A 24,603-nucleotide genomic window follows, 5' to 3' on the forward strand; every position below is an offset into this window, starting at 1 on the left:
GGCTCCAGTCGCGCTTTTTTTCGGTCTCGCGCTTGTCGTGCAGCTTCTTGCCGCGTGCCAGGCCGAAAAGCAGCTTCGCGCGGCCCTTTTCGTTGAAGTAGATCTTCAACGGGACCATCGTCATGCCTTCGCGCTCGACGCCCTGCTTCAAGCGCGCCATCTCCTTCTTCTTCAGGAGAAGCTTTCGGCGGCGGCGCGGCTCGTGGTTGAAGCGGTTGCCTTGCGTATATTCGGGAATGTACGAGTTGATCAGCCAGATCTCGCCGCCTTCGGCGGACGCATAGGATTCGCCGATATTCGCCTGGCCCTCACGCAGCGATTTCACCTCCGTACCCGTCAGCGACAGGCCGGCCTCGTAGGTGTCGGTCACCTCGAAGGAAAACCGTGCCTTGCGGTTTTCGGCGACCAGCTTGGAATTGTTGTCCTTGTCCTTGCTCATGAATCGGCAACGCAAAAAGCAGGCATCAGTTCATCAGCCCGGCATGGATCATGGCCGCATCGATCGCCTTCGCCGTCGATTCCTCGACGGTGACGAGCGGCATCCGCACGACATTTTGAACCCTGCCGAGACGCGACAGCGCGTATTTGGCGCCGGTGACGCCGGCCTCGATGAAGATCGCCTTGTGCAGCGGCATCAGCCTGTCCTGCAATTCGATCGCGCGCTCGCGGTCGCCGGCGAGCGAGGCGCGCTGGAATTCGGCGCAGAGACGCGGTGCGATGTTGGAGGTGACCGAGATCGCCCCCTGCCCGCCATGCGCGTTGAAACCAAGCGCGGATGCGTCCTCGCCGGAAAGCTGGATGAAATCCGGCCCGCAGGTGATGCGCTGCTCGGAGACACGCTCGATCTTCGCCGTCGCGTCCTTGACCCCGACGATGTTCGAAAAGTCCTTCGCCAGCCGTCCCATCGTCTCGGGCGTCATGTCAATTACCGAGCGCGGCGGGATGTTGTAGATGATGACGGGCAGCTTCACCGCCTTCGCCACCTCGGCGAAATGGGCATAGAGCCCGCGCTGGTTCGGCTTGTTGTAATAGGGCGTCACGACCAGCACGGCATCCGCGCCCGTCGTCTCGGCGAACTTCGCCAGTTCCACGGCCTCCGTGGTCGCGTTCGATCCCGCACCGGCGATCACCGGCACGCGGCCGGCCGCGACCTCGACGCAGATCTCGACGACCCGGCGATGTTCCTCATGGCTGAGCGTCGGTGATTCACCCGTCGTTCCGACCGGAACCAGCCCGTTCGTTCCCTCCGCAATCTGCCACTCTACCAAGCTGCGAAAGGCTTTCTCGTCCAGGGCGCCGTCCTTGGTGAACGGGGTCACGAGCGCGGTCATCGAACCTGTGAACATGATCTGGAAGCTCCTGGAAAGGCACGCGGCAAGCAGAAAACGGCTATTTAGCCCGCCTTCTAGACGATCATCGAAGGATGCACCATAGTCTTGAGACGGTCCGCGTCCCAATTTCGCCTCGCGGCGCGACAGAATGCGCGGCATTCGAACGATGACGATAACCAATCGTTTACGTCGTCTTCACCCGCGGCCCCTAGCATGGATGTCTCGTTAACCTAACTGTCCATGAAGACCGACCCAGGACCGAAAGAATGCAGGCAAAACTCAGGACCCGCGTCGCGCTTACCGGCTTGACCCTCGCCCTTGTTCCAGGGCTCGCGTTTGCCAATCCGGTACTGCCCTCCAATCCGCCGATTCCCGGCCAGCGGCCCTATCAGGCAGCGGCCAGCGGCGTCGACAATGCCTTCACGACCGGCTCGGTCGTGGCGCAGTCGGCCGCGGCGATGGCGACCGAACTCGTCGTGACCGGCGATGTTTCCAAGCTGAAAGCCGGTCTCGACGCCCTGCAATCGGGCAATATCTCCCGCGCGCGCCTGACGCGCGACAACCTGCCGTCGAATTCGCTGGACCGCCAGATTCTTGCCTGGGCGATCGCCACCAGCGGCGCGGACGGTGTGCCTTCGGGTGAAATCGCGCAGGCCGCATTCGCGCTCAAGGGCTGGCCCGGCATGTCGCGTCTGCGCGCCAATTCCGAGCGCGCGCTGCTGCGCGAAAATCCCGGCCCGCAAGGTGTCCTGCGTGCCTTCGGCGATACGCAGCCCGAAACGCCCGAAGGCATCATCGCGCTGACCCGCGCGCATCTGGCGGTCGGCAATACGCAGGCCGCGAAAACCGTTCTTGCGCCCTATTGGCGCAACGAGCGCATCGAGCCGCGCGAAGAGGCGGCGATGGTGCGCGAATTCGGACGTCTGCTCACTGCGGCCGACCACTGGCACCGCATGGAACGGATGCTCCACATCGACCGGATCACTTCGGCCGAGCGCGTTGCGGGGCTCGCAGGCGGCGAGGCGCTAACGCGTGCCTGGGCCGCCGTCATCCGCGGCGAATCCAGCGCCGGAAAACTTCTCGCCGCCGTGCCGCAGGCGCAGCGCAAGGCCGGATTCTACTTCGCGCAGGCACGCCATCTTCGCCGTGCCGAGCGCTACAAGGAAGCGGCGCAAGTCGTTCTTCAGGCGCCGAAGGACGCCGCTTCCCTCGTCAATGCCGATGCGTGGTGGATCGAGCGGCGCGTCCTGTCGCGAGAACTGATCGACATCGGCGAGAACCGACTCGCCTATCAGGTCGCGGCCGCTCAGCCCGCCGAAAGCCCGGCCAATTCGGTGGACGCGGAATTCCATGCCGGCTGGTACGCGCTGCGCTTCCTCAACGACGCGGCAACGGCAAGCCGCCATTTTGCCCGTATCGTCCAGATCGCCGAAGGGCCGATCTCGCTGTCGCGCGGCCATTACTGGCTCGGCCGCGCCGCGGACGCCGGCGGTCCGGGCAATGCGCGCGACCACTACCAGCGTGCGGCGCGCTACGGCACCGCCTTCTACGGCCAGCTTGCCGCCGCGAAGCTCGGCGCGACGACGATCTCGGCCAGCTTCCCGTCTCCGACCGATGCCGACCGCCGCAATTTCGAGGGGCGCCAGGCGGTGCAGGCGATCCGCCGCCTCGAGCGCGCCGGCCACCAGGGCCGGGCGAACACGCTTTACCGCGATCTGGCGCTGCAACTCGACAGCATCGGAGAACTGGCCCTGCTCGCCGTCATGGCCGAGCGGCGCGGCGACCATCCGCTGGCGCTGCGCGTCGGCAAGTGGGCGGCCGGCCGCGGCCTCGACGTCGGCGCGCTCGCCCATCCGGTCGGCGCCATTCCGGGCAATGCCAACATCTCGGCCGCCGGAAAGGCGCTCGCCTATGCCATTGCCCGGCAGGAGAGCGAGTTCAACATTTCCGCCCGCTCCGGCGCAGGCGCGCTCGGCATCCTGCAATTGCTGCCCGGAACGGCCCGCGACATGGCGCGCAAGGTCGGCGTTTCCTACGATCAGGCGCGCCTGACCCGTGACGCCGGATACAATGCCGCGCTCGGCGCCGCCTATCTCGGCGAACAACTCGACCGCTTCAATGGCTCCTATATCCTGACTTTCGCCGGATACAATGCCGGCCCGAACCGTGCCGCCCAGTGGGTCGGCCGCTATGGCGATCCGCGCGGCCAGAACATCGATGCCGTGGTGGACTGGATTGAGCGCATCCCGTTCCACGAGACGCGCTCCTACGTGCAGCGGGTTATGGAAAATTATCAGGTCTACAAGATGCGCCTTTCGGGGCGAACCGACGTGGTTGCCGATCTGGTCGGCGGACGTCGCTGACCATTTGACGAAGTGACGATCGCAAAGGGCGGGCCTTCGGGTCCGCCCTTTTTCTGTCGGGTCGGACGAAAGTGGAAGGCATATCCCCTCCCGACGCGACTTCACGCGCGACCCGACGCGTCGCGTTCGTGCCGTCCTGCGGAAATGCCCGTCTGCGGCAAGCGTCTTCGGTCCGGCAATCATCATCATCGGGCAAGTTCAATATTTCGAGATGCCCGCCGGCCTAAAGCGGATATCGCATGTCCGTCACAAACGAAAAGAACCCGGCGGTTGCCCGCCGGGTTCTCCATTCAAGCTTTGGAAAGCTCGGTCTTAGAACGAGCGCTGCAGACGCAGGAAGCCCGAGTTCGTCGAAGGACGCAGGTCGATGTCGGTGTAGACATACTCAGCGCGGACTTCGAAGTTCGTGACCGGGGTCCAGATCAGCGACGCTTCAGCCTGCCAGCCGTCGAGGCCGGTGTTGGTGCCGAGAGCAGGCGTGAAGTTGTGGATGTCGTTGAAGTACTGGGCGCCGACCGAAGCAGCGAAGGTCTGCGAGAACTGCTGACGGTAGGAGGCCAGGACCGACCATTCCGAGCCGACCGAGTAGGCATTCGCGTTGTCGGCATAGTAGCCGATCAGGCGGAACGAGGAGCCCGGTGCGTTCGGGACGTTGAGCTGGATACCAGCCTGAGCAGCCCAGCCGCCATCGTTGACTTCGAGGTTGTTGAAGCCACGGTCTTCGTCATAGGCAGCCTTTGCCCAGACGCCGCCCCATGCCTGGTTGTACGACACGACGCCGACAACATCCGGGGTGTAGTTGCTGTTCGCATCGTCTTCGAGCGAGATCGTGGCTGCGAAGCCCGATGCGCCGCCGAAGGTGTACGAGACCAGCTGGCGCTGCTGGTAGCCATAGGAGAGGCCACCCCAGGAGTGCGAGCCGAACTGGGCAACGCCGGCGCCCTGCGAGGCAACCCAGGCCGATTCGGTGTAACCGGCGCGGAAGCCGCCGAGTTCGAGGAAGGCCTGATCGAAGCCGACATTGCCGCGGCCGTCCGACGAACCGGTGCGGCTGGTGAGCGGGCCATTCAGGTTCGAGAAGGCGTTGAAGTCAGCCTGAACGCGGAGGTAACCGCGCAGCGTGCCCCATTCGGTGTCCGAACGGGCGTCGAAGTTGACGCGAGCGCGGGTCGACTTGTTCCAGCGGTCGGCAGCGAAGCCGTGATAGTTGCCAGCTTCGTCGGTCGCACCCATCTGGTACCAGACGAGACCGGAAACCTGAAGGCAGGTCTCGGTGCCCGGGATGTAGAAGAAGCCGGCGCCGTACATGTCGCAAACGCGAACGTACTCGACGGGCTCCGGCTCGGCATAAACGATGGCGTCGGCAGCCTGGGCACCGGAAACGGCAACCAGTCCTGCGGCGGAGCCGAGAAGAAGGCTCTTAATGTTCATTTCTGACCTCCAGTCAAAAGTTGTTTAGCGGGTCTGGGCTCTTTTTGCTGAAGGACAGCGTTTCCCTGCCCCATCCCCAATCTCAGAAAAAGGAAGCGTGTTTCGCCGCCCCTTCTTCGATCATGACAATACGCAGGACCGCTCCCCGATCAACCGCGTTTGCACCGTCGGGGACGTTCATGCACCCCTATGGAATAGGCTTGTTGCACAAAAGCCACGTTTTACCCCATCGCCTTTACGCTCTATTAATAGCTGTGGCGCGAGCGCAGGCCCGAACGTGCTCATAAACGCCTGCCGCGACGGATGGAATCGATCATGTCCGGGCGAATCGCCCGTTTCGAGTCGTTTTTCCGCGCTTCGAGGGATTGTCCGTATTGATTGTGAGGACCGACTTCTTTATCGACCGGTTCACCGGAGAGGTGGCCGAGTGGTCGAAGGCGCTCCCCTGCTAAGGGAGTAGACCCGGAAGGGTCTCGAGGGTTCGAATCCCTTCCTCTCCGCCATTTTCGGCGCTGCTTTATTTTTCCCGATCAGGACTGCCCTCCAGGCTCTCGCCCGGCATGGACAAGCCCGCCGCGTTGCCTACTTTGCGATTCTGTATGCAGGTGCGATCAGATTGCAGGGTCGGGGCGCTCGCGGCGGCGGTCGGCGAATCGGCGGGCGCTCGCGCGCAAGCGATATGGGAGAGGATGATATGGATCTCGGCATCACCGGACGTCATGTGCTCGTCACCGGAGGATCGAAGGGCATCGGGCTTGCCTGCGCCAGGGCGTTCCTGGACGAAGGCGCCAGGGTGACGATCGTCTCGCGCAGCCGCGAAAACCTTGAAAAGGCAGCTTCGATCCTCGGCGATGTCGGTCTCGTCGCGGCCGATCTTGCCCATGCCGCAGAGGCCGTGCGCGCGGTTATGGAGGCCGAGGCGGTCGGCGGGCCGGTCGACATACTCGTCAACAGTGCCGGCTCGGCGCGGCGCACCCCGGCAGACGATCTTTCGCCGGACCATTACCGCGCCGCGATGGACGCCAAGTTCTTCAGCTACGTCAACGTCATCGACCCCGTCGTGAAGCGGATGGCAGAGCGCGGCGCCGGGGTCATCGTCAATGTCATCGGCAATGGCGGCAAGATCGCCTCGCCGATCCACATCGCCGGCGGTGCGGCCAATGCGGCGCTGATGCTCGCCACGGCGGGTCTTGCCAATGCCTATGCCGGACGCGGCGTTCGGGTGCTCGCCGTCAATCCGGGCCTGACCGAGACCGATCGCGTCGCGGAGGGGCTTGCCGCCGACGCGGCAGCGCAGGGCATCACGGTCGAAGAAGCACGCCGGCGCGGGGTGTCGCGGATCGCGCTCGGCCGTTATGCGCGGCCTGAAGAAATCGCCGATGCGGTGGTTTTCCTCGCCTCGGGCCGGGCGAGCTACGTTTCCGGCGTATCGATCACGATGGACGGCGTCGCGGTGCCGACGATCATCTAGGCTCGTCGAGGCTGCTCACCATCCGGCGGAGTCTTTCGAGCGTCTGCTGGATGGGATCGAGGTCGGTCCGACCGGGCTCCGTCTGACCGCTTATTCCTTCGCGAAGACCGCGCAGGCGGGCGAGCTTCAGCTCCTCGTCGCGAATCAGCCCTCGCGCCTGTTCGAGCGCGGCATTGCATCTGGCGATTTCCTCGGCCAGCCACCCGGCCTTCGACAGAGCCAGCGTCAGGCGCTTTTCGGCGTCGTGCAGGTCGACTGCCGACGCATGAGACTCGGGCCGGTCCATCTGCCGGCGAATGTCCTCGAAAGCCTCTTGGTCGATCGCGGCGTCTTCCCGCTCACCCGCCGCGCCTTCCCCTGTCAAACGGGCGATCCAGCCGCCGAGGCGCGCTGTGCGCAATGTGGCGCGGCTGCGTGACGGAGACGCCGCCAGAATGGTGTCGTCGTCCTTGCCTGCCGAACCCAGCCCAAATCTCTTTTTCGGCTGCATGTCTTCGCCGGCCAACCGGCGCAGGAGTGGAGGTCGCGTGGCGCCTGGCGCTTCGGGTGCCGGCTTCGGCGTCGTTTCGACGACTTGCGGAAAGGGCTCCGTCTCGATCTCCGGTTCGACCGAGAGAAGCGATGCGGGGGCGCGCGGCGCCGAGCTATCGGGTGCCGGTTCCCTGCGCCGAAACCTGTCCGCAAATCGCGCCATTGCCATGCTCTGTCCGTCCTCGAACCGGCAGACGCGCGTCTGCGGCCATCAGAACCTAAATCCACATGGGTAATGAAGGGTTAACGCTTCGAATTGTGCGGTCCGTCATGGTGAACATCTTCTTAAGGAGTGTCCCTTAGCCTTGCGCGCACGGAACTGACGGCGCATCGCGCCCTATCGACGAGCGAGGCAGGATGAGCGACGTGGCATTCGGTGGCGCCGGCCAGCCGCAAGGCATTCACGACGACGGCAAGGTCACTATCTTCGATTTCGCCGCACTGCTGCGCACGCTGCGTCGCCGGCTCTTGTGGATCGCCGTTCCGACGGTCGCCTTTCCGGTTCTCGCCGCAGCGGTGTCGCTTGCGATTCCCAACTATTACTGGGCGAGCGCGCAGGTGCTCGTCGACCCGGAAGGTATGCAGGTTCTGGAAGGCGAACTCGCCACCAACGGTCGCTCGGAGCAGACCGCTCTCATCTACGCGCAGAACCAAGCCTACATCATGGGCTCGAACCGGGTTCTGATGGAAGTCATCGAGCGCGAAGGACTGGCGCGCGACGAGGAATTCGGCGTTCCGCCTCCCGGCTTTCTTGCGTCGTTCTTCCCGGCTTCGTCCAGCGCCGTGCCGCCGGAGCGGATCGCGCTTCGCGCATTGCAGCGCAATTTCAACGTGACGCTCAACGAGGCGAGCTTCGTCGTGGAAGCATCCGTAAAGTCGAAAGACCCGCAAAAAGCAGCCCGCCTCGCCAACGCGATTGCCCAGACCTATGTCGAGCGACGCGCCGACACGCGCGCGGAAGCGGTGGGCCGTGCGGCGGATGGCCTCTCGGCCCAGCTCGACCGGCTGCGCGAGCGCGTGGAAGACGGCGAACGCGCCGTTCAGGCCTACAAGGTCGCCAACAACATCATCGATGCCGATGGCCGGCGCATCGGCGAGCAGCGACTGGCGGACATCACGACCGAGATCACACGCGTCGGAGCGCGGATCGCCGAGGACGAGGCTCTGGCGGCGGAGGTCGCGCGGCTGCGCGCGGATTCAAGTTCGTTCGGTTCGGTCGCCGAAACCAATCTGACGCCCGCGATCGTGACGCTTCGCGCGCGTTTGACCGAGGCGCGGGAGGAGGAGGAAACGCTCGCCTCGTCGCTCGGCGCGCGCCATCCCTCCTACCAGCTTGCCCGCACGCGTTCCCAGTCGGTCAGCCGTCAACTCGATGCGGAACTCGACCGCTTCGCTCAATCCGTCGGCCAGCGGCTCGCCCGCTCGCGCGCCAATCTCGCCAGCCTCGAAGCCCAGCTTGCAGCGGCCGGCGCAACGGTCACGGCCGAAAACCAGTCGAGCGTCGAGTTGCGCCAGCTCGAACGCACCGCCGCCAGCGACCGGCTCGTCTACGAGGCGTTCCTGCTGCGTACGCGCCAGCTTTCCGAACAGGAACAGGCGGTCAATCCGGAAAACCCGCAGATCATCGCCGCAGCGCTCGCACCGCTCGAAAAGGCCGGTCCACCGCGCACCATGATGACAGGCGGCGCGCTCGCCTTCGGTTTCCTCTTCGGGGTCGGCCTCGCCATGCTGCGCGAACAGTTCGACCAGACAGGAGCCACGACCGTCCAGCGCCGCTCCCCTTCCCGCGCGGCAGCGCCGCCCGTCTTCCGTCTCGCCCGCCCGACCCGGACGGATGACGAGATGGCGCTTCTTGCGACGCGCGGCCAGGCGCCGGCCTTCTTCGAGATCGCCGGGCTGATCGGCCGTGTGCCCACCGCCGGCCCCGTCGCCTGTATCGCCATCACCGGCAAGGACGCGGACGACCGCGCATTCGCCGCGCTGAACACCACGATCGCCGCCGCCAAGACCGGCCGCAAAGTGCTGCTGGTCGATGCGTCCCGATCGGACAACCCGCTGACCGCCGCCTTCGGGCTCGAACGTCATCCCGGATTGAACGACGTCCGTTCGTTGCGCCGCTTCGAGCCCGAATTTGCGCTGGCCGTCGATGCGGCCGGCTTCTCCTTCCTGCCACGTGGGCTCAACGCCATCGGCGCCAGCGACACGCAAAGCGATCTCGATATTGCCGGCTGGGTCGGCACATCCGGCCAGGCTTTCGATCTCGTGATCGTCGACACGGCACCGGGCGAAGCGATCCGTCACGACGGGGCGATCGCCATAGGCGACAACGCCACTCCCGTCGGCCCGGCACCGCTCCTCGCCAGGATCGTGCGGGGCTGAGCGGATGAGCGACGCGGCCATCTCCGGTGCGTTCGGACGCGAACGCGACAGGTCGCTATGGCTGTTCCTGTTCGCCGTGATCATCGGCGCGATCTCGCTTCGTGTGCTCATCACCAACCCGCTGATGAACGAGTTCGTCGAATACACGACCGAGAAGGGCGCGATCTACGAGAAGATCCATTTCGGCACCTATGCGCTATTGGCCATTGCCGCGCTCGTCCCGCTGTTCCGCCCGATCCGCCTCGAATTGTGGGAAGTCGCGCCGTTTCGCGCCCTCATCTCCTTCGGGTTCTGGGTTCTGGCCATCGCGCTTTGCCTCGTCGCCATCGGACGCGGCGGCTCGGCCGGATATCTGATCGATTCCTATGTCGCGGCCGCCGCAGCGGGCCTCCTCCTCTTCATGCTGCCGCTCGCCATGCGCCGGATCGCCGGCCAGTGGATGCTGATCGTTCTTCTGGCGAGCGCCGTGATCGGAATTCTCGAGGTCGGATCGGGAACGCGTTTTCTCCCCTATGATGTCGGCGAGTTGCAGTTTCGCCCGACCGGGCTGATGGGCCACCCGCTCAATCAGGGACTGATGCTCGCAACCGGCATCGGCTTTCTGGTCGCCAGCCCTTTCGGGCTTGCGTTCAAGCTGTTCGGCGCGCTGCTGCTGCTCGTCGGGACGGCTGCGGCCGGTGCGCGCACCGCAACGATCATGGCCGCCCTCGCCATTTTCGCCTGCCTCATGCTGACACGGTGGCTGCATGTCGACGCTGCCCGGCAGGCGTCGATGAAACTGATGGTCTTCGCCTTTGCGGTCATCGCGACACTGCCGGTCATCGGCCTTCTGGTCGGCGCCGGATTTCTCGACCGCTTCGAAGGCGGTCTGATCGACGAAAGCGCCATGGCGCGTCTCGATGTCTACCGCGTATTCACCTATGTCTCATGGGGCGACATTCTCGGCGGAACCGACATCGCCCACATCCAGAACATCGTCGAGACGCGGCTCGATCTTGCCTATATCGAGAGCACGCCCGTCATCCTGACGTTCCAGCTCGGGCTTCCCGGCGCGCTCTTGTTCACCGCGCTTATCGTCGTTCTCTTCGCCCATCTCCTGCGGCTCAACGGGCGCGCGGCCGCCATCGCAACCGCGATCTTCTTCCTCGTCGCGCTGTCCAACAACCATTTGTCCACCAAGATGCCGACCGTCACGATGGTCGTCGTCATGCTGGTCGCCTTCATGCAGCGGCCTGCCGCCCGGCGCTGACTTCAACCTTCCTTAAGCCGATCCCTGTATTCCCGATCCAAGGATTCATCACGGCGGAGAAGAGCGTGCGCCTTCTGGACATTGCGCGCAGTGCCTATGTCAGCAGTCCGGTCGGTTTGCGCCGGTCGATCGCGCCGTTCATGGCGATGGTCCCGACGTCACTGAAATATGGCAGCGCCTACCGCACATGGCGCGGCAACATCGCCCGCAGCGTCCACGATCCCGGCTTTGCCGATGCCGAGCGCCGGCGCGCCTTTGCCGAACTCCTCGCCATCGCCTCGAAAAGCCCGTTCTACGCCAAGATCATCGGCAGCGATGTCCGGCTTGAACCACAGGACATTTCCCGCCTGCCCGTCCTGACGAAGGATGACCTGATGCAGGCGGGGACAAGCGCGCTCGCCGTGCCGAAAGCAACGCTCGACGCCGGCAACACCAGCGGATCAAACGGCGAAGCGCCGTTCGGCTTCTATCTCGACCGCGACCGCTCGGTGCGCGAGATCGCATTCATCCACCATGTCTGGAGCCGGTGCGGCTTTCAGGCGGGCGAGCCGCGCGCCATGCTGCGCGATGCCTATCTCTACGACCGCAAGGGCTTCATCCACGAATGGGAAGCCGCGCTTGGCGAGTTGCGCCTGTCGGTCTTCCCGATGACGCCGCAGGACATGGACCTTTATCTCGACCTGATCGACCGGCGCCACATCCGCTACCTGCACGGCTTCCCCTCGGCGATGGAAATGCTCGCGCGCCACATGCTTGCATCGGGACGCCGGCTCGACCTGCCGCTCAAGGGCGTGTTTCCGATCTCCGAGCCGATCTTCGCCCATCAGCGCGAGACGATCCGCGCCGCCTTCGGCGATGCCGCGATCCTGCCCTTCTACGGCATGAGCGAAAAGGCGATCTTCGCCGGCGAGATCGAGAGCGAGCCGGGCACCTACGAGTGCGAACCGCTCTACGGCATCGCCGAACTCGTCGACGATACGGGCGCCCCGATCACGGAACCCGGTCGCGAGGGACGCCTCGTCGGCACCTCGTTCATCACGCGCGGAATGCCGTTCATCCGCTACGACACGGAAGACCGCGCGAAGCTGGTGCGGCCCGCCATGCGCGAGAACGGCTGGCGGATGCGCGTGGCGCAGATCACGCCGCGGCGCAAACCCGCCTGGCTCGTCGACCACGAAGGCCGGCGCGTCGTCTCGACCGACTTCACGCCTTCCGACCCGGCCTTCTTCGAGGGCATCCGCGAATTCCAGTTCTATCAGGACACGCCTGGCGTCTGCGTGATGAAATACGTACTGAGCGAAAGCGGCACGACGGAACAGGCGGAGGGCATCGCCGCCACCCTTCAGCACAAGGCCGGCAGGGCCATCCAGTTCCGGCTGGAAAAGGTACGCACGCTGATGGCGAGCAAGAACGGCAAGCGTCCGTTCATCGACCAGCGCCTGAAGGTCTAGGCGGCCTTTCGCGCGCCTTCCATCAAGTCGCGATAGCGCTCGATCAATCCTGGAACGACCGTCTCGGCCGTGTAGTTCTGCGCGATGCGCATGGCTGCCCGGCGCGACAGGTCGGACCACTCACCGCTCGCAACGATTTCGCGCACGGCCTGCGCATAGGCCTCGCCACCGTCCTGTTTCTCGAATATCCGGCCGCACTGGGCGACGATCGACCGGTTGAAGCCATTGTCGGCGCAAAGCGGCACGAGCCCTTCCGCCATCGCCTCGGTCAGGGCGTTGGAGTGACCTTCCCCGTCATGGCGTGTCGGGAAGATGAAGAAATGCGCGCCCCGGATCGTCCGGCGCACATCCTCGGCCTTGATCGCGCCGCGGAACGTCACCGGCAATCCGTCCGCGAGCGCATCGAGGCGCCTGGCATAGTCGGGCGATGCCCCGCCCAGCACGTCGAGCGTGGCGTCATGTCCCGTCGCGACGAGCGAACGCACCGCCTCGATTGCGGTCTCGATGCCCTTTTCCGGCACGATCCGCGCCAGGAAAACGAGCCGGACCGGACCGACCGGCGCGCCGGGCTCGAGACCTCCCGGTCCCTGCGATACGTAGTTCGGCAGATAGTGGACGGGCGCATCGGTGAAGCGTCCTGCGAACTCCACATATTCGAGCCCCTCCACCGTCACCAGATCGGCGCGGCGCAGAAGCTGGGCCTCCGCGCGCGCGCGCATGGCTCCGGGCCGTGACATCTCGCGCATGAAGCAGCCGGCACGGATGTCAACCACGATCTTTCGGCCACGCGCCTTCGCATTCATGCAGATCACCGCCTCGGGCAGGATGAAGTGCCGGCGCAGCGGTGTGATGTGGAGAATGTCGAATCGTCCCGCTTCGGCCAGCACCCGCGCTGCCGTTCCGGCGAAGTTCGAGGCATAGGCGAGCGCCTTGCCGGCAGGCGTAAGCCGCTCGGGCGCATAGGGATATTCGATCACCGCGAGCCCATGGCCGCGCAGGTCGTCGATCAGCCGCCGATTGGCCGATTCATATCCGCCCCGCGCCGGTTCGCCCGGTCGGGCGATCGGTCCGCAATAGGCAATGCGTGGCGGAACGTTCATGGCCGGCTCCTGCAGAGATCGGATGGACCCTAACGCCAAACGATTTGCAGACCGCTAACGACATCGTCGCGCCTTGCCGTCACCGGTCAACGGCTTGGTAACCCAACTCGCCGAAAGCCGGCGTCGTTCACCATTACTTGGCTGATCTCCCGTAACGTGCAGCCGAAATCGAACAGGCGCGCGCATCCTCATGCTGATCCGATCCACGATCATCTATCTGCCGGCAATCCTTTTGCCGCGCATCTCGGCGATCCTGCTTCTGATCGTCACGACGCGGCTCGTCAGCCAGACGGAATATGGCCTTCTTGCGCTCGTCGTTGCGATCGGCGAGATGACGGATGCGGCCGTGTCGAACTGGCTGCGCATCGCGCTTCTGCGCCTCGGCGGCACCGGCACCATTGCATCCGGCAGCCTCAAACGCGCGACGACCGTTCTCATCGGCACTTCCGCCGCCGCCATCCTCGTCGCGATCTTCGCCTCCATGCTGATCGTCCCGGAGCGCGCTGGCGAATTCGCCCTTGCCGTATCCGCCTACATCGTCGCCGGCAGCGTCTCGCGCCATGCGCTTTGCATTCTCCAGATGCAGCAGAGACGCGTCACCTATACGATGATGGAATTCGCGCGCTCGATCTGCGTCATCGTCCTGCCGATCACGGCGATCATCTTTGTCGAGCCGACCTTCCTCGCCGCCTCGCTCGCCACCAGCCTGGGCACGCTTACCTGCGGGATCGTCGGCCTGCGCATCGCCTACAGACAGGTCGAACGCGGTCCGGCACGCTTTTCCTATGGCGAACTCTTCTCGCTCGGCGTGCCCCTGATCGTTCTGGCACTGATCAGCTTCGGGCTCGACGCCATCGAACGGCCGCTCCTGAAACTGTTCCACGACGCAGGCGTCGTCGCGGTCTATGCCGCCGCCTACGCGCTCGCGCGCCAACCGATCGACATTCTCGGCAATGCCATCAATCAGGGCGCATTTCCCGAAATGGTTTCGATCTTCGACACGCGGGGACCGGCGGCAGCGGGCGCGTTCATCGTCCAGCAGCTCAATTTGATCGCCATGCTGATCCTCCCGGCGGCCGCCTTCCTGATCGTGCTCGGCCCCGACATCGTCGGCCTGATTCTGCCCGAGAACTACCATGCCGACGCTTCTGCCGTGTTCCCGGTCGTCGTCGTTTCGGTCGTGCTCTTCAACTTCAAGGTCTTCGTATTCGACAATGTCTTCCACGCCCACAAGCACAATTGGCTGCAATCCGCCTCACTGCTGCCCGGCGCCGTGATCGGCATCGCGCTCAGTCTCTACCTGATCCCGACATATGCGGCGCTCGGCGCGGCATGGGGGTATCTGGCGGCCTGCGGCATCGGACTTTTGACCAGCATCGCCATGTCGTCGAGCCTGCTCAGACTGCCGATCGCACTCGGTGATCTCGCCCGCGCGCTCGCCGTCGCTCTCGGCGTTTTCGTCGCCACCGCAATCGTCCGGCAGTGGGCGGCCGACGAATGGGTGCTCGTCCGTCTCGTCCTAGCAGGCGCTGCCGGCGGCATAGCCTTTCTGGCGCTCGTCGCCCTTCTCCATCGGCAGGAGGCGCGGATGCTGATGACCAATTTGCGGCTGAGGCGGGCATAGGGATGCGCATCGGGCTTTATCTTCCAAGCCTCGAAGGCGGCGGCATCGAACGGCTCCATCTCGGCCTCGCGCGCGAGTGGATCTCGCACGGCCATCTGGTCGAGCTCGCGCTCAACGAGCGGCGCGGCGAACTCCTTCGCGACGTTCCCGAAGGCTTGCGCATCGTCGATCTCGGCATTCGCCGACAGGCGGCCTCGGTTCCCGCCCTCATCCGATATCTGCGCGCGTCGCGACCGGATGTCGTCATGGCCGGTCACGACCACAACAACATCATGCTGTGCGCGGCCGGCTTCGCGCGCCCGGCGAAGACCCGCATCGTCGTCAGCCAGCACAACACGCTGTCGGCCAACGACACGCGCGGCGTCAAGTTCGGCCCGGTTCCGATCCTCTACCGCGCCCTGTTCGGCCAGGCGGACGCCATCGTCGCGGTCTCGTCCGGCGTCGCCGACGATCTGGCCGGGATGTGTCATCTGCCGCGCGGCCGGATCGACGTGATCCATAACGGCATCATCCCGGACGACCTCGCGCACCGTATGGCCGCTCCGGTCGACGCATCGCTTTATTCCGAAGGCAGCCCCACCATCCTGGCCATGGGCCGCATGGTCGAGCAGAAGGATTTCGCGACGCTGCTGACGGCGTTCGCGCAAATCCGGCAGTCGCGGCCGGCGCGGCTCGTCATTCTCGGCGACGGTCCGCTACGGCCCGCGCTCCAGGCGCAGGCCGAGGCGTCGGGCATTGCAGGCGACGTCGCCATGCCGGGTTTCGTCGACGCGCCCTTCGCGCATCTCGCGCGGGCCGCTCTCTTCGTCCTGTCCTCGCGTCACGAAGGCTTCGGCAACGTCGTCGCCGAGGCGCTGGCCTGCGGCACGCCGGTCGTTTCGACCGACTGCAAGCACGGTCCCGCCGAAATTCTCGACGGCGGCCGCTACGGCGCGCTGGTGCCGGTAGGCGCCCCGGCTGTCATGGCCTTGGCCATCCGCAATGCGCTCGACCGCACCTGGGACCGCGAAGCCCTGCGCGCACGCGGGGCCACATTTTCCGAAGCCGCCTGCGCGGCCCGCTATCTCGAACTCTTCCGGCGCATCGCCCCACGGGGTCTTGCCGAACAGACCCGCAAGGAGGTCGCATGACCGCTCTTCCCAGACACGACCGATCGACGAAAGTCGTCGCCCAACCGACGCCGTCCGCACGCAGCGCGGCCGAAGCGCGCGAACGCGCCGATTCAATTCTGGCGGCCAAGCCCTTGTCGGGAAAAGGCATTCTCATCATCGTCGAGAACCTGCCGGTGCCCTTCGACCGCCGCGTCTGGCAGGAAGCGACGACCTTGCGGAAGGCGGGCGCGACCGTCAGCGTCATCTGCCCGACCGGAAAGGGCTTCGACGCGCTCCACGAGACGATCGACGGCATTCATGTCTATCGCCACAAGCTGCCGCTCGACGCCCACGGCGCGCTCGGTTATCTCGCGGAATATTCGGTCGCGCTCTTCTGGGAAACCGTGCTCGCCTTCCGCGTCCTTCGCCGTCATGGCTTCGATGCCATCCACGCGTGCAATCCGCCGGATTTGATCTTCCTCGTCGCCGCGCTCTTCAAGCCCTTCGGCAAGAAGTTCATGTTCGACCATCACGACATCAATCCCGAACTCTACGAGGCGAAGTTCGGCAGGCGCGGCTTCTTCTGGCAGCTGATGGTACTCGCCGAGCGGATGACATTCGGCCTTGCCGACGTATCCATCGCGACCAACAATTCCTATCGCGACATTGCCATCGCGCGCGGCAGGATGGCTCCCGAAAACGTCTTTGTCGTGCGCTCGGGTCCCAATCTCGACAAGCTGAAGCGCGTGCCCGCAAACCCCGACTGGAAAAAGGGCCGCCAGCATCTCGTCGGCTATGTCGGCGTCATGGGCCAGCAGGAGGGCATCGACCTGCTGCTCGAATCCGTCTCGCATCTCGTCCACGACAAGGGCCGCACGGACATCCAGTTCTGCCTCGTCGGCGGCGGTCCCGCGCTGGACGAACTGAAGGCGCAATCCAGCGCCATGGGACTCGACGATTTCGTCACCTTCACCGGGCGAGCCAGCGACGCGACCTTGTTTGAGGTGCTGTCGACGTCGGATGTCTGCGTGAACCCCGACCGGGTGAACCCGATGAACGACAAGTCGACCATGAACAAGATCCTCGAATACATGGCGTTCGAAAAGCCGATCGTTCAGTTCGAAGTGGTCGAGGGCCGCTATTCGGCGCAGAGCGCATCTGCCTATGCGCGGCCCAACGACCCTGTCCACATGGCCGAGCAGATCGAGCTTCTGCTTGCCGATCCCGAGCGCCGTGCCGAGATGGGGCGCGTCGGCCGCGCGCGCGTCGAGAACCAGTTCAGTTGGGACCATCAGGTGCCCGCACTGATTGCGGCCTATCGCAAGATTTTCAGGCTCTGAGGCAACGATGTCGCTCGGCTGGTACGTCAACCGCCTGCGCAATATGGGCCCCGCCGAGGTTGCGCATCGTGTCGTCGAGAAGAGCCGCAAGCTTTCCTCGAAGGGTCGGCACGAGGGTTGGGCACGCTTCGGCCAACAAGGTGACGTCGTTCCGCGCGTTCCGGGGCTGGAAGATGCCGTGTTGCACGCCTCGCCGCCCGTCCGTGAGGCGCTCGACCGGACCTGCGCCGCGCTCCTTGACGGCCGCTTCTCTGCCCTCGGCGTCGACTGGCCGAAACGCTCGGCCGATACGCTGTTTCCAGTCGACATCTGGCGGCTCGATCCTGTTTCCGGCCTTTCCTGGCCTGGCGCCGACGCCTATTGCTTCGATATCGGCTACCGCCACGAAACACGTTTCGGCGACGTCAAATATGTCTGGGAGTTCAACCGCCTCCAGTTTCTCCAGCCGCTCGCCGCCAAGCTCGCGCTCGACGACGACACAGACGCGCGCCGCGTCATCGAGTCCGTCATCGAGAGCTGGCACCGCGCGCACCCGCCCTTTCGCGGGCTCGTCTGGAATTCCGGCATCGAGCTTGCCCTGCGCGCGATCTCGCTCCTCGTCGTCTCCAGCATCTGCGGTTCGCATCTGTCGCCCGACACGATCCGCCGCATCCGCGAAATCCTCGCTGCGCACGCCTTCTGGCTGACGCGCTTTCCCTCGCGCTTCTCGTCGGCCAACAACCACCTCATCGCCGAGGCCGCAGGCGAATATCTGATCGGCATCGCCCTGCCCGACCTTGCCGGCGCCGGCGTTATGGCGGCAAAGGCGAGAAAGGTTCTCGAAAAGGAAATCGAAAAGCAGATCCTTCCCGACGGCGTCCCGGCCGAACAATCGCCGACCTATGGCGCGTTCTCGATCGAATTCGCGCTTCTGGCCGCCCTCGCCGCACGCCATCAGGGCGATCCGTTCGGACCGAACTTCGAGTCTCGACTGGACCACTTCGCCGGCTGGGTCGCCGCCATTTCGTCGAATTGCGCAGCCCCGGCGATCTGCGACGACGACGAGGGCCGCGTCATCGCGATGTGCGAACCGGAGCCGCGCTATCCGGCGGCAATCGCCAATGCCGCCATGGCCTTTCTCGGCCGCCCCTCACCCGTTGCCGCCCCCGCACCGCATCTGCGTGATGCCATTTTCGGCGAGGCCGCGCAGGCAGAGCCGCGCGCGCATTCGGGCATCATCGCCTTTCGCGAGGGCGGATACAGCGTTCTCGACGCCGAAATCTGTGGCCGACATGCCAGATTGATCATGGATCACGGCCCGCTCGGCTATTTGTCGATCGCCGCCCACGGTCATGCCGATGCGCTTTCCATATTGCTCTGCGTCGACGGCGAACCGATCCTCGTCGACCCCGGCACCTATCTCTATCATTCGGGCGGCGCATGGCGCGACTGGTTCCGCTCGACCCGCGCCCACAACACGCTGACGATCGCCGGCACCGACCAGAGCATCATGTCCGGTGCGTTCAACTGGTCGCACAAGGCGAATGCACGGCTGGTCGAAGCATCCGATACCGCGATCCTTGCCGAGCATGACGGCTATTCCGCGCGCTACGGGGCGACGCATCGCCGGCAGGTGTGCCTCGCCGAAGAGGGTTTGCGCATCGAGGACGAGGTTTCGGGCAAACCGCAGCCCGTCGAGATCTCCTTCCAGTTCGCGCCCGGTCTCGATGTGCGCATCGTCAGCGCCGTCGCCAGCGTCTCCAAAGACGAAATCCCGATTGCCACCTTCACCCTTCCCGGCGACCGGCTCGAAGTCGCCTCCGGCGGAGACGGTTTCGATGGCGGATGGATCTCACCATCCTTCGGCGTCAAGATTCCCGCACCACGCCTGTCGTGGCGTGGGCAGTCCGGCGTCAGTCCGCTCGTCACGGAAATCCGTCTCATCCAACGCCCAGGAAGCCGCCCATGACCGACATCGTCGCCTCCGGCCGCCTCGCCTCCGCATCTCAATCCGGCACCATTGCCGTCCGGCCGATCGTGTCGCTCGCGGAATGGCAAGACCTCATCGCCGGCGTTCCAGCCCCGCATCTGACCCAGGCCCATGCCTATGGCGAGGCGCGGCGCACCAATGGCTGGACGCCGACGCGCGTCGCGTTCGAAGCCGATGGCCGGCCGGTCGCGATCTGCCAGATCCTCGAAAAGCGCATCGCCGGGATCCGGCTCCTGTCGCGCGTCAGCCGCGGTCCGCTCTTCCTCGACGCTGTGCCGTCGCACGAAACCATTCTTGCGGTCTACCAGGCGCTGAAGCGCGGCTGGGGGCGGCTCGGCAAGGGCGCGCTCGTCGTCGCGCCGTCGCTCGAAAGCACACCGGACCGCCTCGAACTGATGCGCGCCGCAGGCTATCGCGTTCTTGGCGAGACCGGCTGGGTTTCCGCACAGGTCGACCTCACGCGCAGCGAGGATGAGATCATCGGCTCCTTCCAGCCGAACTTCCGCAACAAGCTGCGCAAATGCGACAAGCTCGACATCACCCTTCGCGTCGGCAACGAGCCGGAACTGGTCGAGTGGATGATCGCGCGGCATGAGGAGAACAAGCGCGACAAGGCGTTTTCCGCGGTCGACGATCGCTTCCTGCGCGTGCTTCGCGATGCGTCGGGCGAAGATTTCACCATCCTTCAGGCAATCCATCAGGACCAGGCAGTCGCGGGCATTTCCGTCATCCGCTACGGGCTCGGCGCGGAATATTTCGTCGCCTGGTTCGGACCTGACGGGCGCGCCGTCAATGCCGGCAACTACCTTCTGTGGCAGGCGATCCGGCACATGAAGTCGCAGGGCGTCGCCACTCTCGACCTTGGCGGCCTCGATCCGAACACCGGCTACTCCACCTTCAAACGGGGCCTGCGCCCGCGTGAATACACGCTGATCGGCGAGTGTCTGACCCTTCTTTAGCTTTGCAGAATGTTAAGCGCGCGATGACAGATTGGTGATCGCATTCTTCAGGGGGACCGGCCTTGCGGCTGCTCGACATCGCGCGCAGCGCCTATGTGAAAAGCCCGCCCGGCCTGCGCCGGTCGGTCGCGCCGCTCATTTCGCTGATGCCGCTCTCGCTGCGCTATGGCGCGGTCTATGAACGCTGGCGACGCGACATCGCATATGCGCGAACCGATCCCGACTTTTCCACCGCGGCGACGACGGCGGCCCTGCGCACGCTGGCAAGCACGGCAACCCATGCGAGCCCCTTTCACCACGCTCGCTTCGCGTCGGCCCTCGGTCCGGCTTTCGATGCGCGGCGCATCGAGGTGGAAGACCTCGGCCGCCTGCCGATCCTGACCAAGGCCGACCTGCGCGCAGCCGGCGAAGCTGCCCTCACCCGCCCCGCGAAAAGCCTCGTGCGCAACTGCACCAGCGGCTCTAACGGCGAAGAGCCGTTCGCGTTCTTCGTCGACCGCGACCGCTCGGTGCGGGAATTCGCCTTCGTCAACGATGCCTGGACGCGCGCGGGTTACACGAGGTCCGACACGCGCTGCGTTCTCAAGGGATTTCGGATGAAAGGCGCGGAGGATCGCCTGTTCGAATGGGAGCCGGCGCTGAACGAGCTTCGGCTATGCGTCTTTCCGATGAGCCGGGCCGATGTGGCGCTCTATATCGACCTGATCGACGCGCGCGGGATCAGGTTCCTGCATGGCTATCCTTCGGCCATCGAAGTGTTCTGCCGGCACATGCTGGCACTTGGCCGCAGCTTCAAGCTTCCGATCAAGGGCATTTTGCCGATTTCTGAACCGCTTTACAACCACCAGCGAGCCGTCATTCGCGAGGCGCTGGGCGACGTCGCTTTCGCGCCATTCTACGGCCTCAGCGAAAAGGCGCTCTTTGCCCGTGAAATCTCCAACGACGTCTATGAATTCGAGCCGCTTTACGGCATTGCCGAACTCGTCGACGATGCCGGAGCGCCGGTCGTCACGCCCGGTATGGAGGGCCGCCTCGTCGGCACTGGCCTCATCAGTTCGGGAATGCCGTTCATCCGCTACGACACCGAGGACCGCGCGACGCTCGTCGAACCAGGCACGCGCGCCAATGGCTGGCGCATGAAAGTCGAGGCCATCTCGCCGCGTCGCAAGCCGGGCTTCTTCATCGGCAAAACGGGCAACCGCATCATCGCCACCAATTTTCCGCCGCAAGACCCTTTATTCTTTCGCGGCATCGGTGAATTCCAGTTCGTCCAGTCGGAGCCCGGCAAAGCGGTGATCCGCTACGTTGCGGCGGAGGGCGGCAGCGAAGGCGATGCAGAACGTATCCGGGTGGCGCTCGAAGCCAAGGCGGACGGTCATATGGCCTTCACGCTGGAACGCGCCGAATGTCTTGCCAGCGGCACCCAGGGCAAGCGCGCCTTCATCGACCAGCGGCTCGATCTGGCGCGGTATTGAGGCCCCCTCTCCGTCGTTGCCCTACCAGTTGATTCCGTCCACCCGGCCCGTCGCGGCGGCGACGTTGGGCAAACGCGCCATGTCGAGCAGAACCTGATCGGGGCGCATCGCGGTCACGATGGGCTCGTATTCGGGCGCGCGGTTCGTGGCGACGATGATTTCCGAATGCGCGACGATCTCGTCGAGCGAGGACACCATCAACTGCGTCACGTGCGGGATCGCGTTCATCAGATAGGCCTTGTTGGCGCCGACGAGGCGGGCCACCGACACGTTCTTGTCGAAGACGCGCACGTCGCAGCCCTTGCCGATCAGCCGCTCGATCAGTTCCAGGTAGGGGCTTTCGCGCAGATCGTCCGTGCCGGCCTTGAACGAGAAGCCGAGGAAACCGACCTTCTTCTTTCCCTGCCGCAGAACCCAGTCGAGCGCGCGTTCGACCTGCTGCTTGTTGGACGGGATCAGCGAGCGAAGGAGCGGCGCCTCGACGTCTTTTTCCACCGCGAATGCGTTGATGGCGCGCACGTCCTTCGGGAGGCACGAGCCGCCGAAGGCGAAGCCGGGCAGGAGATAGGCGTTCGAGATGTTCAGCTTGTCGTCGGCGAAGAATATCTGCATCAGTTCGTGGCTGTCGACGCCGGCCGCCTTGCACACATTGCCGATCTCGTTGCCGAAGGCGACCTTCAGCGCGTGCCAGGTGTTGTCGGTATATTTGACGAGTTCGGCGACGCGCGGGTCGGTGAGGATCAATTTGCCCGGCAGGCCCTCATAGAGCGCCTTCAACCGGTCTCGGGTCTCCGCGTCGCTGGCGCCGATCACCGTCTTGGCCGGGTTGTCGAAATCGGCAACGGCCGAACCTTCGCGCATGAATTCGGGGTTGGAGGCGACGCCGAAACCTTGCCCGTTGATTTTGCCGGACGAACGCTCGAGCGCCGGGACGGCAAGCGTCTCCAACGTGCCCGGCAGGACGGTCGAGCGCATGACGACGGAGTGGAAGCCGCTTTTTTCTTTCAACGCCGCGCCGATCTGCTCGCAGACCGCCTCGACATGGCCGAGATCAAGCGAGCCGTTCTGCTTGGACGGCGTGCCGACGCAGAGCAGCGAAATGTCCGAGTTCGCGATGGCCTCGGCTGTCGACAAGGTGGCACGCAGGCGCCCGGCCGCGACGTTCGACGCGACCAGTTCGCCGACATCCCTCTCGATGATCGGGCTCTGGCCCGCATTGACGAGATCGACCTTCGTCTCGTTGACGTCGCAGCCGATCACCTCATGGCCGCGTTCGGCAAGGCAGGCCGCGCAGACTGTGCCGACATAGCCAAGCCCGAATACCGAAATCTTCATCGCACCACCCCGTCCGAGTCCAACCATGTCCTCGACAGCATGAATGCGCGGGGACTTGCGTGCACCGTAACTACCAGCGTCAGGTAAAGGTCACCTTAGCGCAGTGGTGAAAAGCCGATCTTGCGGGCTGGACCAACGGCAGACGACTTGACTGGGCGCGCCCGAACCGCATCTGAAAAGGGAACAAAACGATGGAGGCACCATGACGATCGAACAGGTTTCCCGCCACGAAGTCACTCTCGCCAATTGGCGCGAACATCCGTTCAGCACGCTCAGTTTCCAGTCGGTCAGCGAGTTCGTCCCCGTCGCGACGATGACGTGCGCCCGCGAACGTTCGCGTGAGGCGGTCGGCAGCGCGGCCATCCAGGGAATCGCGCTCGACGTCGCCGGGCAGCCGACATCGCTTAACGACTATCTCCGCGCCTCGTGGACCGACGCGCTTGTGGTGCTGCGCGACGGCAAGGTCGTCGCCGACTGGAATGCACCCCATGCCGATCCCGCGCGGCCGCACGTCATCTTCTCGATTTCGAAATCCGTCACCGGGCTGCTCGCCGGCATCGCCGTCGACGACGGGCTTCTCGATCCCGACGCGCCCATTACCGACCATGTCGCCATGCCGCCGGCGAGCGCCTATGGCAGCGCCCGCATCCGCGACCTTCTCGACATGACCGTCGACCTCGATTTCGACGAGGAGTATACCGACAAGGACAGCGCCTTCGATCGCTATCGCCGCGCGATGCTCTGGAACCCCGAGCGGGCCGACACCACTGCCCAGACGATGGAGGAATTTCTTGCCACCCTGCCGCCGCGGCGATCCGGCGAGCACGGCAGACGCTTCTACTACGCCTCCCCCAATACCGACCTGCTCGGGCTCGTCGTCGAGCGCGCAGTCGGCCGACGCTATCATGACTATCTTGCCGAACGGCTCCTGAAGCCGATGGGAATGACCGGTGCATCCTATGTCACCGTCGACCGCGTCGGCACCGCGCGGGCGGCGGGCGGCATCTGCATCACGGTCGAAGACCTTGCGCGTCTGGGCGATCTCGTTCGCATGGGCGGGCGCAACGCGGCCGATCAGCAGATCGTCCCGGCGGCCTGGATCGAGGACCTGCACGCCAATGGCAACCGCCAGGCCTGGGTCGACGGCAATTTCGCCGACATGTTCGCCGAAGGCCGCTACCGGTCCTGCTGGTATCAGGTCGGCGATACGCGCGGTTCATTCTGCGGCGTGGGCATACACGGACAATGGGTCTGGGTCGACCCGGTCAGCCGAATCACCATCGCAAAGACCTCGTCGCGCCCCGATGCCAGCGACGATGCGGGAACAGCGCGCGAGATATCGGTCCTCACGCAGATCGCCCGCCATCTCGAAACTGCCTAAAGGCGCGGCAAATCGGTTAACGAAACCCTTTTCGCCGACGCCGTTGCGCATTGTCTGTGCATTTTTCGTTGCAACGACGCAACAGTTTTCCGCAACGCATCATAGGCCGCGTCTTCCCAATTG

At 64.8% G+C, this 24,603-nt stretch carries 18 protein-coding genes and 1 tRNA gene; 13 read left to right on the forward strand and 6 right to left on the reverse strand.

The features are described 5' to 3' along the window. The coding region (gene smpB, locus PZ895_RS07080) for an SsrA-binding protein SmpB (protein WP_275838319.1) at nt 1-439 on the reverse strand (439 nt) is incomplete at its 3' end. A 25-nt stretch (nt 440-464) separates the two neighbouring features. Beyond that, the gene (gene dapA / locus PZ895_RS07085) at nt 465-1,346 is read right to left on the reverse strand and encodes a 4-hydroxy-tetrahydrodipicolinate synthase (RefSeq protein WP_275838320.1); all 882 of its coding nucleotides are present in this window, start codon (nt 1,344-1,346) and stop codon (nt 465-467) included. A 251-nt stretch (nt 1,347-1,597) separates the two neighbouring features. On the opposite strand from dapA, the gene PZ895_RS07090 reads away from it, so the two are divergent. Continuing rightward, nucleotides 1,598-3,694: a lytic transglycosylase domain-containing protein gene (locus PZ895_RS07090; RefSeq protein ID WP_275838321.1), complete on the forward strand. Its 2,097-nt coding sequence runs from the start codon at nt 1,598-1,600 to the stop codon at nt 3,692-3,694. 312 nt (nt 3,695-4,006) lie between these two features. Here PZ895_RS07090 and PZ895_RS07095 read toward each other — a convergent pair whose 3' ends face one another. After that, complete coding sequence (locus PZ895_RS07095) at nt 4,007-5,125, reverse strand: porin (protein WP_275838322.1); 1,119 nt, start codon at nt 5,123-5,125, stop codon at nt 4,007-4,009. A 413-nt stretch (nt 5,126-5,538) separates the two neighbouring features. Between PZ895_RS07095 and PZ895_RS07100 the strand changes: the two genes are divergently transcribed. Together PZ895_RS07100 and PZ895_RS07105 are read left to right on the forward strand one after the other, a co-directional pair. Further along, nucleotides 5,539-5,628: transfer RNA gene (locus PZ895_RS07100), tRNA-Ser, on the forward strand. 191 nt (nt 5,629-5,819) lie between these two features. Continuing rightward, the gene (locus tag PZ895_RS07105; protein ID WP_275838323.1) at nt 5,820-6,596 is read left to right on the forward strand and encodes an SDR family oxidoreductase; all 777 of its coding nucleotides are present in this window, start codon (nt 5,820-5,822) and stop codon (nt 6,594-6,596) included. Here PZ895_RS07105 and PZ895_RS07110 read toward each other — a convergent pair. Then, a complete protein-coding gene (locus tag PZ895_RS07110; protein ID WP_275838324.1) occupies nt 6,589-7,290 on the reverse strand; it encodes a hypothetical protein in 702 nt (233 codons plus the stop codon). The two genes, PZ895_RS07105 and PZ895_RS07110, sit on opposite strands and share 8 nt — an antisense overlap. A 194-nt stretch (nt 7,291-7,484) precedes the next feature. Between PZ895_RS07110 and PZ895_RS07115 the strand changes: the two genes are divergently transcribed. From PZ895_RS07115 to PZ895_RS07125, 3 genes are all read left to right on the forward strand, one after another. Next, nucleotides 7,485-9,506 carry an exopolysaccharide transport family protein gene (locus PZ895_RS07115; RefSeq protein ID WP_275838325.1) on the forward strand — a complete coding sequence of 674 codons (2,022 nt, stop codon included), beginning with the start codon at nt 7,485-7,487 and terminating at the stop codon, nt 9,504-9,506. Nucleotides 9,507-9,510: 4 nt separating this feature from the next. Next, nucleotides 9,511-10,755 carry a VpsF family polysaccharide biosynthesis protein gene (locus tag PZ895_RS07120; RefSeq protein ID WP_275838326.1) on the forward strand — a complete coding sequence of 415 codons (1,245 nt, stop codon included), beginning with the start codon at nt 9,511-9,513 and terminating at the stop codon, nt 10,753-10,755. Between the two features lie 65 nt (nt 10,756-10,820). Then, nucleotides 10,821-12,206, forward strand: a complete 1,386-nt coding sequence (locus PZ895_RS07125) for a hypothetical protein (protein WP_275838327.1) — start codon at nt 10,821-10,823, stop codon at nt 12,204-12,206. On the opposite strand, the gene PZ895_RS07130 is transcribed toward PZ895_RS07125, so the two are convergent. Beyond that, nucleotides 12,203-13,306, reverse strand: coding sequence for a glycosyltransferase family 4 protein (locus tag PZ895_RS07130; protein WP_275838328.1), 1,104 nt, complete (start codon nt 13,304-13,306; stop codon nt 12,203-12,205). The two genes, PZ895_RS07125 and PZ895_RS07130, sit on opposite strands and share 4 nt — an antisense overlap. Before the next feature lie 190 nt (nt 13,307-13,496). Between PZ895_RS07130 and PZ895_RS07135 the strand changes: the two genes are divergently transcribed. The 6 genes from PZ895_RS07135 to PZ895_RS07160 all read left to right on the forward strand — a co-directional run bounded on the left by PZ895_RS07135 (nt 13,497) and on the right by PZ895_RS07160 (nt 21,764). Then, nucleotides 13,497-14,930 carry an oligosaccharide flippase family protein gene (locus tag PZ895_RS07135; protein WP_275838329.1) on the forward strand — a complete coding sequence of 478 codons (1,434 nt, stop codon included), beginning with the start codon at nt 13,497-13,499 and terminating at the stop codon, nt 14,928-14,930. A gap of 2 nt (nt 14,931-14,932) precedes the next feature. Next, nucleotides 14,933-16,060 carry a glycosyltransferase gene (locus PZ895_RS07140; protein WP_275838330.1) on the forward strand — a complete coding sequence of 376 codons (1,128 nt, stop codon included), beginning with the start codon at nt 14,933-14,935 and terminating at the stop codon, nt 16,058-16,060. Next, the gene (locus PZ895_RS07145) at nt 16,057-17,361 is read left to right on the forward strand and encodes a glycosyltransferase family 4 protein (protein ID WP_275838331.1); all 1,305 of its coding nucleotides are present in this window, start codon (nt 16,057-16,059) and stop codon (nt 17,359-17,361) included. The genes PZ895_RS07140 and PZ895_RS07145 overlap by 4 nt, the downstream gene beginning before the upstream one ends. Nucleotides 17,362-17,368: 7 nt before the next feature. Next, entirely contained in the window at nt 17,369-19,309 is a 1,941-nt protein-coding gene (locus tag PZ895_RS07150) for an alginate lyase family protein (protein WP_275838332.1), read from the forward strand. Next, nucleotides 19,306-20,289 carry a GNAT family N-acetyltransferase gene (locus tag PZ895_RS07155; protein ID WP_275838333.1) on the forward strand — a complete coding sequence of 328 codons (984 nt, stop codon included), beginning with the start codon at nt 19,306-19,308 and terminating at the stop codon, nt 20,287-20,289. Before PZ895_RS07150 ends, PZ895_RS07155 begins: the two co-directional genes overlap by 4 nt. 62 nt (nt 20,290-20,351) lie before the next feature. Beyond that, on the forward strand, nt 20,352-21,764 hold the full coding sequence (locus PZ895_RS07160; protein WP_275838334.1) for a hypothetical protein: 1,413 nt from the start codon (nt 20,352-20,354) through the stop codon (nt 21,762-21,764). Between the two features lie 21 nt (nt 21,765-21,785). Here the strand turns inward: PZ895_RS07160 and PZ895_RS07165 are convergent, their stop codons facing one another. Beyond that, nucleotides 21,786-23,099, reverse strand: a complete 1,314-nt coding sequence (locus tag PZ895_RS07165) for a UDP-glucose/GDP-mannose dehydrogenase family protein (RefSeq protein WP_275838335.1) — start codon at nt 23,097-23,099, stop codon at nt 21,786-21,788. 202 nt (nt 23,100-23,301) lie between these two features. On the opposite strand from PZ895_RS07165, the gene PZ895_RS07170 reads away from it, so the two are divergent. Next, entirely contained in the window at nt 23,302-24,480 is a 1,179-nt protein-coding gene (locus PZ895_RS07170; protein WP_275838336.1) for a serine hydrolase, read from the forward strand. The last annotated feature ends 123 nt before the right edge of the window (nt 24,481-24,603 follow it).

It is taken from the genome of Mesorhizobium sp. YIM 152430, from assembly GCF_029210365.1.
GTDB lineage: Bacteria > Pseudomonadota > Alphaproteobacteria > Rhizobiales > Rhizobiaceae > Aliihoeflea.